Source organism: Streptomyces sp. NBC_01089, from assembly GCF_045162975.1.
Taxonomy (GTDB): Bacteria; Actinomycetota; Actinomycetes; order Streptomycetales; family Streptomycetaceae; genus Streptomyces.
In genome coordinates this window covers 1,912,431-1,926,941 of sequence record NZ_CP108660.1, presented here as the reverse complement: position 1 = coordinate 1,926,941, position 14,511 = coordinate 1,912,431, and the positions used below count along the sequence as shown (strand labels likewise).

Here is a 14,511-nt window from a genome sequence, read left to right as displayed (position 1 = left end):
GGCAGTCGGCCGTGGCAGGCGCGACACCGTCCCGGAAGCGACGCTTCCGGCGGAAGGGTTCCCCCGAGGACCAGCAGGGCCGTACGGGCCCGGCAGAGGGTGCGGAAGCACCCGCCGAGCCCCCCGCCCTCCGGCCCCCGGAGGAGGACGACCACGGGGCGAGCGCGCTCGTCAACAGCGCACGTGACGACGAGCGGGGCCTTCCGGCCTCGCTCGACGAAGCGGCGCCCTTCGCTGCGGTGGCGCGGGGCGTGCAGGACGGACCCACGACCGGGGCCCGTCGGCTGGGCGCTCTGAGGAACGGCGTGCAGGGAATACAGCACGGCATTCAGAAGGGCGGGGCAGGCGCGAAAGCGGGGTTCGCGTACATCGCCGACCGCATCATCGACATCGCACCCCGGATCCCGGTCCGCGATCTCACGACACTGCGCAAGCACTTTCCCGGGCTCGGCCCGGAGGAGATCGCCGACCGGCTCGTCGCGGGGGCCGCCAACGCGACGTCGACCGTCGGCGCGGGCATCGGAGCGGCCGCGATGCTGCCCGTACCGCTCGCCATGCCGGCCGAGATCGCCGCGGAGATCACCGGGGTCGCGGCGATCGAGCTGAAGCTCATCGCCGAACTGCACGAGGTCTACGGGATGCGCCCGCCGGGCGGCCTCAAGGAGCGCTCCACCGCCTATCTGCACGCGTGGTCGGGCGAGCGCGGCTTCGACATCACCAAGCCCGCCACGTTCACCGCGCTCGGCGGCCAGATGAAGCGCGAGATGCGCCAGCAGATCATGAAGCGCACGGTCCGCGACCTGCCGAATCTGATGCCGTTCATGGTGGGGGCCACCGTCGGCGCCGTGATGAACCGCAGGGACACCAGGAAACTCGCCGACAAGGTCCGCAAGGACATGCGCAAGCGCCAGGTCCCCTGGGACGCCCTTCCCGAGCTGCCGCCCCTGGAGAAGCCGAAGGAGCTTCCCGGCGGAAAGGCCGCGGAGCGGTAAGGCCCGCGGAGCAGGAAGGACCGCGAAGCCGTAACGCCCGCGGAGCAGGAACGACGGCGGAGCTGTAGCGCCCGCAGGCCGCGTCAGCCCTGGGCGGCGGTCACACCCGTCAGAGCGGCCTTGAGCGCCTCGGGGTCCCGGGTCGAGAGGTAGGCGTACGGCGTCGGGTCGGCCGGGTCCGTGATCTCCACCCGCAGAGCCGTCCGTACATAGCTGCGCATCAGCATGAAAGCGCGCGGATCGGCCTTGTACGAGCGCCAGGCGACCGTCTCCTCGGCGTCCAGCACCGTGGCCTCGCCCAGCGCGGACAGCGGGATCTTCGCGTCGCCCGCGACGAGCGACCCGGCGACGACCCGGATGCGGACCGAGCCGTACGAACTCACGATGATGCCCGCCACCGCCGCCCCGCCGACCAGGCCGCCGAGCATCGGCAGGGTGCCGAGGGGCAGGGTGATCAGCGCGCCCGCGACCCCGACGAGCAGGGCGATGAGCCACCAGGAACGGGGCGCGGTGAGACGTTCTTCGTAAGGCTGCATAAAGCCAAGCTTGGCATGGTGCCGTCCCCGCGTTGCCGCGCGGGTAATGTCTGCGGCTGTGACACGAACATCTTCAGGGCTGACGCCCCCGGCCGACGCCATAGCGCCCGTGCGCCACCACGATGCCCCGGCCCCCGGAGAGCTCCTCGGAGCGCACTACGCGCACTGTTTCGGCTGCGGCGAGGGACAGCCGCACGGGCTGCACCTCCAGGCGCGGGCCGGCGAAGGTGTGACCGTCACCGCCGAGTTCACCGTGAAACCCGCCCACCAGGGCGCACCGGGCCTCGCGCACGGCGGTGTCCTGGCCTCCGCGCTGGACGAGACGCTCGGATCGCTGAACTGGCTGCTGCGGGTCATCGCGGTGACCGGCCGGCTGGAGACCGACTTCGTACGGCCCGTCCCGGTGGGCACCGCGCTCCACCTGGAGGCCCGAGTCACCGCGGTGAGCGGCCGGAAGATCTACTCCACCGCGACCGGCCGGATCGGCGGCCCCGACGGGCCCGTCGCGGTCCGCGCCGACGCCCTGTTCATCGAGGTCAAGGTCGACCACTTCACGGAGAACGGACGGCCCGAGGAGATCAGGGCCGCCATGGACGACCCCGACCAGATCAAGCGCGCCCGTGCCTTCGAGGTGAACCCATGAGCCGTGACCCCGTCGACGTACTGATCCACCGCGTGGACCCCGATGTGCCGCTGCCCGCCTACGGGCACCCGGGCGACGCGGGCGCCGATCTGATGACCACCGAGGCCGCCGAGCTGGCGCCGGGGGAGCGGACCGTGCTGCCCACCGGGATCTCGGTGGCGCTGCCCGACGGGTACGCCGCCTTCGTGCACCCGCGGTCCGGGCTCGCCGCCCGCTGCGGAGTTGCCCTGGTGAATGCCCCGGGGACGGTGGATGCCGGGTACCGTGGAGAGATCAAGGTGATCGTGGTGAATCTCGATCCGCGCGAGACGGTGCGGTTCGAGCGCTTCGACCGGATCGCCCAGCTGGTAGTACAGCAGGTCGAGAAGGTGCGCTTCCATGAGGTGGCGGAGCTTCCCGGCTCGGCACGGGCCGGAGGGGGCTTCGGGTCCACCGGCGGACATGCCGCTGTGGGCGGGCCACAGGGTGGGAATCGATACGCATCGGTCGTATCCGACCGGGAAGGACAGTGACGTGTTCGGACGTCGCAAGAACAGCGGTTCCGACGAGGACGCGGCGGGCGAGGCCGGGCAGTTCGACGGCGAAGGCGCCGCAGGCGATGAGTCGGCGGAGGTGAGCCAGACGCACAGGTCCGGGCTGCCTCCCGCTCCCCGGCCGGACGGTCCCTGGGACATCTCCGAGGTCCGTGAGGCGGGCGAGGGACGGGTGGACCTGGGCGGTCTGTTCGTCCCCGGAGTCGAGGGCATGGAGCTGCGCGTCGAGGTCGCGGGCGACGCGATCGTCGCGGCGACGGTCGTCCTGCGCGACAGCGCCGTCCAGCTCCAGGGCTTCGCGGCACCGAAGAAGGAAGGCATCTGGGGTGAGGTGCGCGAGGAGATCGCCTCGGGCATCACCCAGCAGGGCGGCATCATCGACGAGGTCGAGGGCCCCCTCGGCTGGGAGCTGCGGGCCCAGGTGCCCGTCCAGCTCCCGGACGGTACGAACGGCGTGCAGCTGGTGCGCTTCGTCGGCGTCGACGGCCCGCGCTGGTTCCTGCGCGGGGTCATCTCCGGCCAGGGCGCGGTCCAGCCCGAGGCGGCCGGGGTCCTGGAGCAGATCTTCCGGGACACCGTGGTCGTCCGGGGCGAGGGGCCGATGGCTCCCCGTGACCCGATCGTCCTCAAGCTGCCGGACGACGCGCAGATGATGCCTGACGGTGTCCAGCAGGAGGAGCAGGAGGGCTCGCGCTTCTCCGGTGGCATGGGCCAGCTCCAGCGCGGCCCGGAGATCACCGAGGTGCGCTGACCTCCGTCCCACCCGCTGAGCCCCGTCCCACACACGGAGACAGCGCGCACAGCACAGCAGAGCACAGCACAGCAGGGCCGGTGGCCCGCACTCCCCGACGGGAGTGCGGGCCACCGGCCTTTCTGCTGGTCACAGCCGTGTGCGCCCGGTCACACGGGGGCGCGTAGGGATCGCGTCAAGGGCGGGGCCCTCGCCGTATGGGTGGCGTCAACGAACGGCTGGGGCGTCTTTCGAGGGGGTTTGCTCAGAGAGTCCGTTCTTTCGAACCTCGAACTGTTTCAGGAGCTCACGATGGCCGATGTGGCCTTCGTCGTCACCATGGTCGCGGTCTTCGCGCTGGTGGCGCTCATCGCCAAGGGGGTGTCGAAGCTGTGACCGGTTCTGCCGTGGAAGCGGTGATCGGCCTCGTGGTGGCCGTCGCCCTGCTGGGCTATCTCGTTCTCGCCCTTGTCCACCCGGAGAGGTTCTGAGCCTGATGAGCCCCGTACTCGCCGGAGTGCTCCAGATGCTCGCGCTCATCGTGGCGCTCGGTCTGGTCTACCGGCCCCTCGGCGACTTCATGGCCCGCGTCTACTCCTCCGACCGGCATCTGCGGGTCGAGAAGTGGATCTACCGGGCCATCGGCGCCAATCCCGACTCCGCGATGCGCTGGCCGGCGTATCTCCGCGGGGTCCTCGCCTTCTCGCTGGCGAGCATCCTCTTCCTCTATCTGCTCCAGCGGACGCAGGGCGCGCTGCCCGGCTCGCTGGGCTTCCGGTCGATCGACCCGGACCAGGCGTTCAACAGCGCCGCCTCGTTCGTCGCCAACACCAACTGGCAGTCGTACTCGGGCGAGCAGGCCATGGGCCACGTCGTGCAGACCGGCGGCCTCGCGGTGCAGAACTTCGTCTCGGCCGCCGTCGGCATGGCCGTCGGCATCGCCCTCGTACGAGGCTTCGCCCGCTCCCGTGCCACCGCGTCCGGCGGCGGTGAACTGGGCAACTTCTGGGCCGACCTGGTCCGGGGCACCGTCCGCATCCTGATCCCCGTCGCCGTCGTCGGCGCGCTGGTCCTGGTGGCGTGCGGCGCCATCCAGAACTTCGCGGGGATCCACGAGGTGGGCCAGTTCGGCGGCGGATCGCAGCAGTGGAACGGCGGTGCCGTCGCCTCCCAGGAGGCCATCAAGGAGCTGGGCACCAACGGCGGCGGCTACTTCAACGCCAACTCCGCCCACCCCTTCGAGAATCCGAACGGCCTCTCCAACCTCCTGGAGGTCTTCCTGATCCTGGTCATCCCCTTCGCGATGACCCGCACCTTCGGCCGGCTGGCCGGCTCCGTCCGGCAGGGCTACGCGATCCTGGCGACGATGGTGACCATCTGGATCGCCTTCACCGCCCTGATGATGTGGACCGAGTTCCACCACGGCGGCCCCGCCTTCGACATCGCGGGCGGCGCGATGGAGGGCAAGGAGACCCGCTTCGGGACCGGCGGCTCCTCGATCTTCTCGGTGGCGACCACGCTCACCTCGACCGGCGCGGTCAACTCCTTCCACTCGTCCTTCACCGGCTTCGGCGGGGGCATCACCCTGCTCGGGATGCAGCTCGGCGAGATCGCGCCCGGCGGTGTCGGCTCCGGCCTCTACGGCATGCTGATCATGGCCGTCATCGCGGTGTTCATCGCGGGCCTGATGGTCGGCCGCACCCCCGAGTACCTGGGCAGGAAGATCGGCGTCCGCGAGATCAAGCTCGCGGCCTGCTACATCCTCGTCACCCCGGCGCTCGCGCTCTGCTTCACCGCGGCCGCGATGGCGCTCCCGACCCCCGGCCACTCGATGACCAACTCCGGGGCGCACGGCTTCTCGGAGATCCTCTACGCCTACACGTCCGGCGCCAACAACAACGGCTCGGCCTTCGCCGGACTCGGCGCCGACACCCAGTGGTTCAACACCACCATCGGACTCGCGATGCTGCTCGGCCGTTTCGTACCGATGGTGTTCGTCCTGGCGCTCGCCGGATCGCTCGCGGAGCAGCGCCAGGTCCCCGAGACCTCCGGGACCCTCCGTACCGACAAGCCGCTCTTCGCCGGGCTCCTCGTCGCCACGATCCTGATCATCGCTGGTCTGACCTACTTCCCGGCGCTCGCGCTGGGACCGCTCGCTGAAGGGCTGGCGTCATGAGTACCCTCACCCCGGCCCGCGCTCCGCAGGGCGCACCGCAGGGCCCGAAGTCCGGAGGCCGCGTCGGCGGCGGCCTGTTCGACCCCCGGCAGCTGCTCAGTTCCTTCCCCGACGCGCTGCGCAAACTCGACCCGCGGATCATGGTCAAGTCGCCGGTGATGTTCGTGGTCGAGGTCGGTTCGGTGGTCACCACCGGGTTCGCCCTCAAGGACCCCGGGGACTGGTTCGGCTGGGCCGTCACCGGCTGGCTCTGGCTGACCGCGGTCTTCGCCAATCTGGCGGAGGCGGTCGCCGAGGGCCGCGGCAAGGCCCAGGCCGACACGCTGCGCAGGGCCAAGAGCGACACCGTCGCCCGGCGCCTGGACGGCGCCGTCGAGGAGCGGGTGCCGGGGACCGCGCTGTGCGTCGGCGACCTGGTGGTCTGCGAGGCCGGTGACACCGTCCCCGGGGACGGCGACGTCGTCGAAGGGGTGGCCTCGGTCGACGAGTCCGCGATCACCGGCGAATCGGCCCCCGTCATCAGGGAGTCGGGTGGTGACCGCTCGGCCGTCACCGGCGGTACGAAGGTCCTCTCCGACCGGATCGTCGTGAGGATCACGACGAAGCCCGGCGAGACCTTCATCGACCGGATGATCAAACTGGTGGAGGGCGCAGCCCGGCAGAAGACGCCCAACGAGATCGCGCTGAACATCCTGCTCGCCTCGCTCACCATCGTCTTCCTGCTGGCCGTCGTGACCCTCCAGCCGTTCGCGACGTACGCCGGCGCGAAGCAGTCGATGACCGTGCTCACCGCGCTGCTGGTCTGCCTGATCCCGACCACCATCGGGGCGCTGCTCTCCGCGATCGGCATCGCGGGCATGGACCGGCTCGTCCAGCGCAATGTGCTGGCCATGTCGGGACGCGCGGTCGAGGCCGCAGGCGATGTGTCGACCCTGCTGCTCGACAAGACCGGCACCATCACCCTCGGCAACCGGCAGGCCGCCGCGTTCGTCCCCGTCCGTGGCGTCACCGAGGCGGTGCTCGCCGACGCGGCGCAGCTCTCCTCACTGGCCGACGAGACACCCGAGGGCCGCTCGGTCGTCGTACTCGCCAAGGAGAAGTACGGGCTGCGCGAGCGCGGCCGCGGTGAGCCGGCCGGGGCCGAGTGGATCTCCTTCACCGCGCAGACCCGGATGTCGGGTGTGGACACCGGCGGCCGCCGGATCCGCAAGGGCGCGAGCGGCTCCGTGGTGGCCTGGGTACGGGAGCACGGCGGCCAGGTGTCCGAGGACGCGCAGACACTCACCGACGCGATCTCGCAGGCGGGCGGCACCCCGCTGCTCGTCGCCGTCGAAGACGGGGAGGGCGCCCGGGTGCTGGGCGTCATCCACCTCAAGGACGTCGTCAAGGAAGGCATGCGGGAGCGGTTCGGCGAGCTGCGCCGGATGGGCATCAAGACCGTCATGATCACGGGCGACAACCCGCTGACGGCCCGGGCCATCGCCCAGGAGGCCGGTGTCGACGACTTCCTCGCCGAGGCCACCCCCGAGGACAAGATGGCGCTGATCAAGCGCGAGCAGGCCGGCGGCAAGCTCGTCGCGATGACGGGCGACGGGACGAACGACGCCCCGGCGCTCGCGCAGGCGGACGTCGGGGTGGCCATGAACACCGGGACATCGGCCGCCAAGGAGGCCGGGAACATGGTGGACCTGGACTCGAACCCCACCAAGCTGATCGAGATCGTCGAGATCGGCAAGCAGCTGCTCATCACCAGGGGCGCGCTGACGACGTTCTCGATCGCCAACGACGTCGCCAAGTACTTCGCGATCATCCCCGCGATGTTCGCGGTGGCGTACCCGGGCCTCGACAAGCTGAACATCATGCGGCTCTCGTCGCCCGAGACCGCCATCCTGTCGGCCGTCGTCTTCAACGCGCTGGTCATCGTCGCGCTGGTGCCGCTGGCGCTGAAGGGCGTGCGGTACAGGCCGGCCGGAGCCGACCGGATGCTCCGCCGCAACCTCGGGATCTACGGGCTCGGCGGCCTGGTCGCCCCGTTCGTCGGCATCAAGATCATCGATCTGCTCATCTCCCTCATACCTGGCATCGGGTGACCACCATGAACAACTCCGTGAGCGGTACGGGCCGCCTGCTCTGGGCCGGTCTGCGCGCCCTTCTCGTCCTGACCGTCGTCTGCGGTGTGATCTACCCGCTCGCCGTCACCGGCGTCGCCCAGGCGGTCATGGGCCACCGGGCCAACGGCTCGGAGATCAAGGCCGACGGCAAGGTCGTCGGCTCCTCCCTCATCGGGCAGAGCTACACCCTGCCGCTGAAGAAGGGGCAGCGGACCCCGGCGCCCGACCTCGGATGGTTCCAGCCGCGCCCCTCCAACGGGCTCGGCACGAACAGCGTCAACACCCAGTACAAGCTGCTGGTGTCCGGCGCGACCAACCTCTCCGGGGACAACGCCGAACTGATCCGGTGGGTCAAGGACGCCAAGTCCGCCGTCGTCAAGGAAAACTCGACCGCCGGCTACCGGGTGCGGCCGTCGGACGTGCCGGCCGACGCCGTCACCTCGTCCGGATCAGGTCTCGACCCGGACATCTCCCCGCGGTACGCGGAGCTCCAGGTGCACCGGATCGCCGCGCGCCATCACCTCAGCGTCGCGCGGGTGGAGCGGCTGGTCGCCGACCACACCACCGGCCGTACGCTCGGCTTCATCGGGGAGCCCCGGGTCAATGTCCTGGAGCTCAATGTGGCGCTGAAGCAGCTGGCACAACGGTGAGCGGCCCGATCCGCCCTGCCTGACCAGGGCGGATCGGGGGCCGCCGCGGCCCATCAGGATCGTGTCAAGACACCCGCGCGGGTGGCCCCCCGTCCGTTATGCCGGAATCTCTGGCCGTAAGGTCGGCGGAGGGTGCTCAGCTCTCCGTAAGACTCCGAAAGACAATGGGGCCATGGCACGAGGCAAGCTTCGAATATTCCTCGGCGCGGCGCCGGGCGTCGGCAAGACGTACGCGATGCTGTCCGAGGCCCACCGCAGGGTGGAGCGGGGCACCGACTGCGTCGCGGCCTTCGTCGAGCACCACGACCGGCCGCGCACCGAGGTGATGCTGCACGGCCTGGAGCAGATCCCGCGCCGTGAGATCGGCTACCGCGGCGGCGTCTTCACCGAGATGGACGTGGACGCGGTCCTGGCGCGCGCCCCCGCCGTCGCCCTGGTCGACGAGCTGGCCCACACCAATGTCCCCGGCTCGCGCAACACCAAGCGCTGGCAGGACGTGGAGGAGCTGCTCAAGGCGGGCATCGACGTCGTATCGGCCGTCAACATCCAGCATCTGGAGTCACTCGGCGACGTCGTCGAGTCGATCACGGGCGTCGCCCAGCGCGAGACCGTCCCCGACGAAGTGGTCCGCAGGGCCGACCAGCTCGAACTTGTCGACATGTCGCCCCAGTCGCTGCGCCGCCGGATGGCCCACGGCAACATCTACAGGCCCGACAAGGTCGACGCGGCTCTCTCCAACTACTTCCGCCCCGGCAACCTCACCGCCCTGCGCGAGCTGGCACTGCTCTGGGTGGCCGACCGGGTGGACGAGTACCTCCAGCAGTACCGCGGCGAGCACAACATCCGCTCCACGTGGCAGGCCCGCGAGCGCATCGTGGTGGGACTCACCGGCGGTCCCGAGGGCCGTACGCTCATCCGCCGCGCGGCCAGGATGGCGGCCAAGGGGTCGGGCAGCGAGATCCTCGCCGTCTACATCGCCCGGAGCGACGGTCTGACCTCCGCGTCCCCCAAGGAGCTGGCGTTCCAGCGGACGCTGGTCGAGGACCTGGGCGGTACGTTCCACCACGTCATAGGGGAGGACATCCCCTCCGCGCTGCTGGAGTTCGCCCGCGGGGTCAACGCCACCCAGATCGTGCTCGGCTCCAGCCGCCGCAAGACCTGGCAGTACATCTTCGGCCCCGGCGTCGGACAGACCGTGGCACGGGACTCGGGCCCCGATCTGGACGTCCACATCGTCACGCACGAGGAGGCCGCCAAGGGGCGCGGGCTGCCGGTCGCGCGCGGGGCGCGTCTGGGGCGGGCGCGGATCATCTGGGGCTGGCTGGCCGGGGTGGTCGGGCCGGCCGTCCTCACCGTGCTGCTGACCAACATCGACGCCGAGCTTGGCCTCGCCAACGACATGCTGCTCTTCCTGTCGCTGACGGTGGCGGCCGCGCTGCTCGGCGGGCTGCTGCCCGCGCTCGCGTCGGCGGCCTTCGGCTCGCTGCTGCTGAACTACTACTTCGCGCCGCCGCTGCATCTGCTGACGATCTCCAACTCCAAGAACATCGTCGCCATCGTGATCTTCGTGTCGGTGGCCGTCGCGGTGGCGTCCGTCGTCGACCAGGCGGCCCGCCGTACCCATCAGGCGGCCAGACTGCGCGCCGAGTCCGAGATCCTCTCCTTCCTGGCCGGCAGCGTCCTGCGCGGCGAGACCACGCTGGACGCCCTGCTCGAACGGGTGAGGGAGACGTTCGCCATGGAGTCCGTCGCACTCCTCGAACGGAAGAGCGACGTCGACCCATGGGTCTGCGCGGGCAGCGTCGGGCCCCGCCCGCTCGCCCGCCCCGAGGACGCCGATGTGGACATGCCGATCGGCGACCACATGGCGCTGGCCCTCACCGGCCGGATGCTGCCCGCCGAGGACCGCAGGGTGCTCGGCGCCTTCGCCGCCCAGGCCGCCGTCGTACTGGACCGCCAGCGCCTCGTCGGCGAGGCCGAGGAGGCCCGCAGGCTGGCCGAGGGCAACCGCATCCGTACGGCGCTGCTCGCCGCCGTCAGCCACGATCTGCGGACCCCGCTCGCCGCCATCAAGGCGGCCGTCAGCTCGCTGCGCTCCGACGACGTCTCCTGGTCGGACGAGGACGAGGCCGAGCTGCTCGAAGGCATCGAGGACGGCGCGGACCGCCTCGACCACCTCGTCGGCAACCTGCTGGACGTCTCCCGGCTCCAGACCGGCACCGTGACCCCGCTGATCCGCGAGATCGACCTGGACGAGGTCGTCCCGATGGCGCTCGGCGGGGTCCCCGAGGGCAGCGCCGAGCTGGACATCCCGGAGACGCTGCCCATGGTGGCCGTCGACCCGGGACTCCTGGAGCGGGCCGTCGCCAACATCGTCGAGAACGCCGTCAAGTACAACCCGGGCGACGTGCCCGTCACCGTGGCCGCCAGCGCGCTGGGCGACCGGGTGGAGCTGCGCGTCGCCGACCGGGGGCCCGGCGTCCCCGACGAGGCCAAGGAACGCATCTTCGAACCCTTCCAGCGCCTCGGCGACGCCCCGCGCGGTGTGGGCGTCGGACTCGGACTCGCGGTCGCCCGCGGCTTCGCCGAGGCCATGGGCGGCACGCTCGGCGCCGAGGACACCCCCGGCGGCGGCATGACCATGGTCCTCACCCTGAGAGCGGCCGGCGGACCGGCGGGCACGGACACCGTGCCGCACTCCGGCTCCACCGCTCCCACCCCATCGGCAGAAAGGCAGACCCAGCTATGACCCGGGTGCTCGTGGTCGAGGACGATCCGCAGATTGTGCGCGCCCTTGTGATCAACCTGAAGGCACGCAAGTACGAGGTGGACGCCGCCCCGGACGGGGCCACCGCACTCCGGCTGGCCGCGGCCCGCCACCCCGATGTCGTCCTCCTGGACCTCGGGCTGCCCGACATGGACGGGGTGGAGGTCATCAAGGGCCTCCGCGGCTGGACCCGGGTGCCCGTCCTGGTGCTCTCCGCACGCCACACATCGGACGAGAAGGTCGAGGCGCTGGACGCGGGAGCCGACGACTACGTCACCAAGCCCTTCGGCATGGACGAGCTGCTGGCCCGGCTGCGCGCCGCCGTCCGCAGGGCCGAGCCCGTCGGACCCGAGTCCGGCGGGGGCGGCGAGGACGTCTCGCTGGTGGAGACCGCGGAGTTCACGGTGGACCTGGCGGCCAAGAAGGTCCAGCGCGCCGGCCGTGACGTACGGCTGACACCGACCGAGTGGCACCTGCTGGAGGTGCTCGTACGGAACACCGGCCGGCTGGTCAGCCAGAAGCAGCTGCTCCAGGAGGTCTGGGGCCCCTCGTACGGCACGGAGACCAACTATCTGCGCGTCTACATGGCCCAGCTGCGCCGCAAACTGGAGGCCGATCCCTCGCACCCCAGACACTTCGTCACCGAGCCGGGCATGGGATACCGCTTCGAGCACTGACGGGCGTCCCCGACCGGGGCCCCGGTACCCTTCACTTATGAGTGTTAAGCCGACCGGCCGCTTCCGCCGGATGATCGACCGGCTGTCGACCTCGCAGGAGGATCTGCACTCCGCGGAGCTGCAGGAGGACACGCAGGCCACGGGGTGCACCAGGATCTCCGAGTGCACCGACCGCCAGATCGTCAAGGTGACTGGTACCTTGCGCACGGTCACCCTGCGTCCCCGGGCCGGTGTGCCCGCCCTGGAGGCCGAGCTGTTCGACGGCACGGCCCCGCTGGACGTGGTGTGGCTGGGGCGGCGCTCGATCGTTGGCATAGAGCCCGGCCGCAAGCTGATCGCCTCCGGCCGGATCTCCATGAGCCACGGCCGGCGGGTGCTGTTCAACCCCAAATACGAACTGCGACCGCTCGGACAGGAGTAGCCGGTGACGTCTCTCGACAAGCCGACCACAACCGACCAGGACACCGCCGCCGGCAGAGCCGTCACGGAGGCCGCTCTCTTCGAAGCCTTCGGCGGAGTGCGGGGCATGGTGGAGACCGTGCTCCCGGGCCTGCTGTTCGTGACCATCTTCACGATCAACAAGGACCTGAAGACCTCCGCGATCGCCGCCGTGGCGGTCTCCCTGGTGCTCGTCGTGGTGCGGCTGGTCCGCAGGGACACCGTCAAGCACGCCTTCAGCGGTGTCTTCGGCGTCGCCTTCGGTGTGGTCTTCGCGATGATGACCGGCAACGCCAAGGACTTCTATCTGCCGGGCATGCTCTACACGCTGGGGCTGGCTCTCGCCTACATCGTCACGGCGGCGGTCGGCTTCCCGCTGATCGGGGTGATCCTCGGCCCGGTCTTCAAGGAGAACCTCTCCTGGCGCAACCGGAACCCCGGCCGCAAGTCGGCGTACGCCAAGTCCAGTTGGGCCTGGGGGCTGATCCTCCTCGCCAAGTGCGCGATCCTCTTCCCGCTGTACTGGTGGGCCGACACCACACAGTTCGGCTGGGTGCTGATCGCGCTGAAGATCCCGCCGTTCCTGCTCGCGGTGTACCTCACCTGGGTCTTCCTGGCGAAGGCGCCGCCGCCCATCGACGTGTTCGCGGAGATGGAGGCCGAGGAGCAGGCGGAGAAGGCCGAGAAGGCCCGCAGGGCGGCCGCGGCCGCCGAGGCGCAGCGCGGCGAGGCGTAACCAGCCGCCCCCGCTCTTCGCGCTTCCGCACCGTCCGCGGACAGAGAAGACGCCGTACCGGATCTCCGGTACGGCGTCTTCGCGTTCTGCGCCTGTTCTGTGCCTGTTCTCCGCCGGGGCGGCTACCCGGCCGCGCCCTGCCGGCGTACCGACAGCAGGTCCTCCAGCTGCTCCTCGCGCGCCTGCGCCGCCACGAACAGCAGCTCGTCGCCCGGCTCCAGGGTCTCCTCCGGGCTCGGGGTGAGGACCCGCGTGCCGCGGATGATGGTGACCAGCGAGGTGTCCTCGGGCCACGCCACCTCACTGACCTGGGTGCCGGCCAGCGCCGACTCGGGCGGCAGCGTCAGCTCGACGAGGTTGGCGTCACCATGGCTGAAGCGCAGCAGCCGTACGAGGTCGCCGACGCTCACCGCCTCCTCGACCAGCGCCGACATCAGCCGCGGTGTGGAGACCGCGACATCGACACCCCAGGACTCGTTGAACAGCCACTCGTTCTTGGGGTTGTTCACCCGGGCCACCACCCGCGGCACGCCGTACTCCGTCTTCGCGAGCAGCGAGACCACCAGGTTGACCTTGTCGTCCCCGGTCGCGGCGATCACCACGTTGCACCGCTGCAGCGCCGCCTCGTCCAGCGAGGTGATCTCGCAGGCGTCCGCGAGCAGCCACTCGGCCAGCGGCACCCGCTCCACCGAGATGGCGGTGGGCGCCTTGTCGACCAGCAGGACCTCGTGCCCGTTCTCCAGCAGCTCGCCCGCGATGGAACGTCCCACCGCGCCGGCCCCGGCAATAGCGACACGCATCAGTGACCGCCCTCCTCGGGACCTCGGGCGAAGGCCGCCTCGACCTTTTCGACCTCGGCCGTGTGCATCATGACGTGCACCAGATCACCCTCCTGGAGCACCGTCCGGGAGGTGGGCAGCATCGCCTCCCCCAGACGTGTGAGGAACGCGACGCGCACGCCCGTCTCCTCCTGGAGCTCGCTGATCCGGTGGCCGATCCAGGCTGCCGACGTATGGACCTCCGCGAGCTGCACACCGCCGCTCGGGTCGCGCCACAGCGGTTCGGCGCCGGACGGCAGCAGCCGCCGCAGCATCTGGTCGGCGGTCCAGCGGACCGTCGCGACGGTCGGGATGCCCAGGCGCTGGTAGACCTCGGCACGGCGGGGGTCGTAGATGCGGGCGGCGACGTTCTCGATCCCGAACATCTCCCGGGCGACCCGCGCCGCGATGATGTTCGAGTTGTCCCCGCTGCTCACCGCGGCGAACGCACCGGCCTCCTCGACACCCGCCTCACGGAGGGTGTCCTGGTCGAAACCGACTCCGGTGACCCGGCGGCCGCCGAACCCGGCGCCCAGACGGCGGAAGGCCGTGGGGTCCTGGTCGATGACTGCGACCGTGTGCCCCTGCTGTTCCAGGGTCTGCGCGAGAGCGGCTCCCACTCGCCCGCAGCCCATGATGACGATGTGCACGACCGTCCTTCCACACGTCCGTAAATTTTCGGTCATAACTGTTCCACCGGAAAA

Annotated in this window: 16 protein-coding genes; 13 read left to right on the top strand and 3 right to left on the bottom strand. The window is 70.5% G+C overall.

The genetic code is table 11. The features are described 5' to 3' along the window. Nucleotides 1–11 precede the first annotated feature (11 nt). Nucleotides 12–992 (top strand): hypothetical protein, encoded by a 981-nt coding sequence (locus OG510_RS08500; protein WP_406136161.1) that lies wholly within the window; start codon nt 12–14, stop codon nt 990–992. A gap of 83 nt (nt 993–1,075) precedes the next feature. On the opposite strand, the gene OG510_RS08495 is transcribed toward OG510_RS08500, so the two are convergent. Continuing rightward, nucleotides 1,076–1,528, bottom strand: a complete 453-nt coding sequence (locus tag OG510_RS08495) for a DUF3093 domain-containing protein (RefSeq protein WP_164260123.1) — start codon at nt 1,526–1,528, stop codon at nt 1,076–1,078. Between the two features lie 58 nt (nt 1,529–1,586). On the opposite strand from OG510_RS08495, the gene OG510_RS08490 reads away from it, so the two are divergent. The 12 genes from OG510_RS08490 (at nt 1,587) to OG510_RS08435 (ending at nt 12,989) form a co-directional block, all read left to right on the top strand. Beyond that, nucleotides 1,587–2,171, top strand: a complete 585-nt coding sequence (locus OG510_RS08490; RefSeq protein ID WP_406136160.1) for a PaaI family thioesterase — start codon at nt 1,587–1,589, stop codon at nt 2,169–2,171. After that, entirely contained in the window at nt 2,168–2,683 is a 516-nt protein-coding gene (gene dut, locus OG510_RS08485; protein ID WP_406136159.1) for a dUTP diphosphatase, read from the top strand. Before OG510_RS08490 ends, dut begins: the two co-directional genes overlap by 4 nt. Before the next feature lies 1 nt (nt 2,684). Continuing rightward, the gene (locus OG510_RS08480) at nt 2,685–3,455 is read left to right on the top strand and encodes a DUF3710 domain-containing protein (RefSeq protein ID WP_406136158.1); all 771 of its coding nucleotides are present in this window, start codon (nt 2,685–2,687) and stop codon (nt 3,453–3,455) included. A 240-nt stretch (nt 3,456–3,695) separates the two neighbouring features. Continuing rightward, nucleotides 3,696–3,830, top strand: a complete 135-nt coding sequence (locus OG510_RS08475; RefSeq protein ID WP_406136157.1) for a hypothetical protein — start codon at nt 3,696–3,698, stop codon at nt 3,828–3,830. 11 nt (nt 3,831–3,841) lie between these two features. Next, a complete protein-coding gene (kdpF, locus tag OG510_RS08470; RefSeq protein ID WP_164260163.1) occupies nt 3,842–3,925 on the top strand; it encodes a K(+)-transporting ATPase subunit F in 84 nt (27 codons plus the stop codon). A 5-nt stretch (nt 3,926–3,930) separates the two neighbouring features. After that, nucleotides 3,931–5,610 carry a potassium-transporting ATPase subunit KdpA gene (kdpA, locus tag OG510_RS08465; protein ID WP_406136156.1) on the top strand — a complete coding sequence of 560 codons (1,680 nt, stop codon included), beginning with the start codon at nt 3,931–3,933 and terminating at the stop codon, nt 5,608–5,610. After that, nucleotides 5,607–7,700, top strand: a complete 2,094-nt coding sequence (kdpB, locus tag OG510_RS08460) for a potassium-transporting ATPase subunit KdpB (RefSeq protein ID WP_406136155.1) — start codon at nt 5,607–5,609, stop codon at nt 7,698–7,700. Before kdpA ends, kdpB begins: the two co-directional genes overlap by 4 nt. Nucleotides 7,701–7,705: 5 nt before the next feature. Further along, entirely contained in the window at nt 7,706–8,371 is a 666-nt protein-coding gene (locus tag OG510_RS08455; protein ID WP_406136154.1) for a potassium-transporting ATPase subunit C, read from the top strand. Between the two features lie 172 nt (nt 8,372–8,543). Continuing rightward, a complete protein-coding gene (locus OG510_RS08450) occupies nt 8,544–11,120 on the top strand; it encodes an ATP-binding protein (protein ID WP_406136152.1) in 2,577 nt (858 codons plus the stop codon). After that, nucleotides 11,117–11,815 (top strand): response regulator, encoded by a 699-nt coding sequence (locus OG510_RS08445; RefSeq protein ID WP_164260138.1) that lies wholly within the window; start codon nt 11,117–11,119, stop codon nt 11,813–11,815. The genes OG510_RS08450 and OG510_RS08445 overlap by 4 nt, the downstream gene beginning before the upstream one ends. 70 nt (nt 11,816–11,885) lie before the next feature. After that, nucleotides 11,886–12,236, top strand: a complete 351-nt coding sequence (locus OG510_RS08440) for an OB-fold nucleic acid binding domain-containing protein (protein WP_203599219.1) — start codon at nt 11,886–11,888, stop codon at nt 12,234–12,236. Between the two features lie 3 nt (nt 12,237–12,239). Next, complete coding sequence (locus OG510_RS08435) at nt 12,240–12,989, top strand: DUF3159 domain-containing protein (RefSeq protein ID WP_164260142.1); 750 nt, start codon at nt 12,240–12,242, stop codon at nt 12,987–12,989. 122 nt (nt 12,990–13,111) lie between these two features. Here OG510_RS08435 and OG510_RS08430 read toward each other — a convergent pair whose 3' ends face one another. Beyond that, the gene (locus OG510_RS08430) at nt 13,112–13,789 is read right to left on the bottom strand and encodes a TrkA family potassium uptake protein (protein WP_164260144.1); all 678 of its coding nucleotides are present in this window, start codon (nt 13,787–13,789) and stop codon (nt 13,112–13,114) included. Next, the gene (locus OG510_RS08425; protein ID WP_164260146.1) at nt 13,789–14,457 is read right to left on the bottom strand and encodes a TrkA family potassium uptake protein; all 669 of its coding nucleotides are present in this window, start codon (nt 14,455–14,457) and stop codon (nt 13,789–13,791) included. The genes OG510_RS08430 and OG510_RS08425 overlap by 1 nt, the downstream gene beginning before the upstream one ends. Between the last annotated feature and the right edge of the window lie 54 nt (nt 14,458–14,511).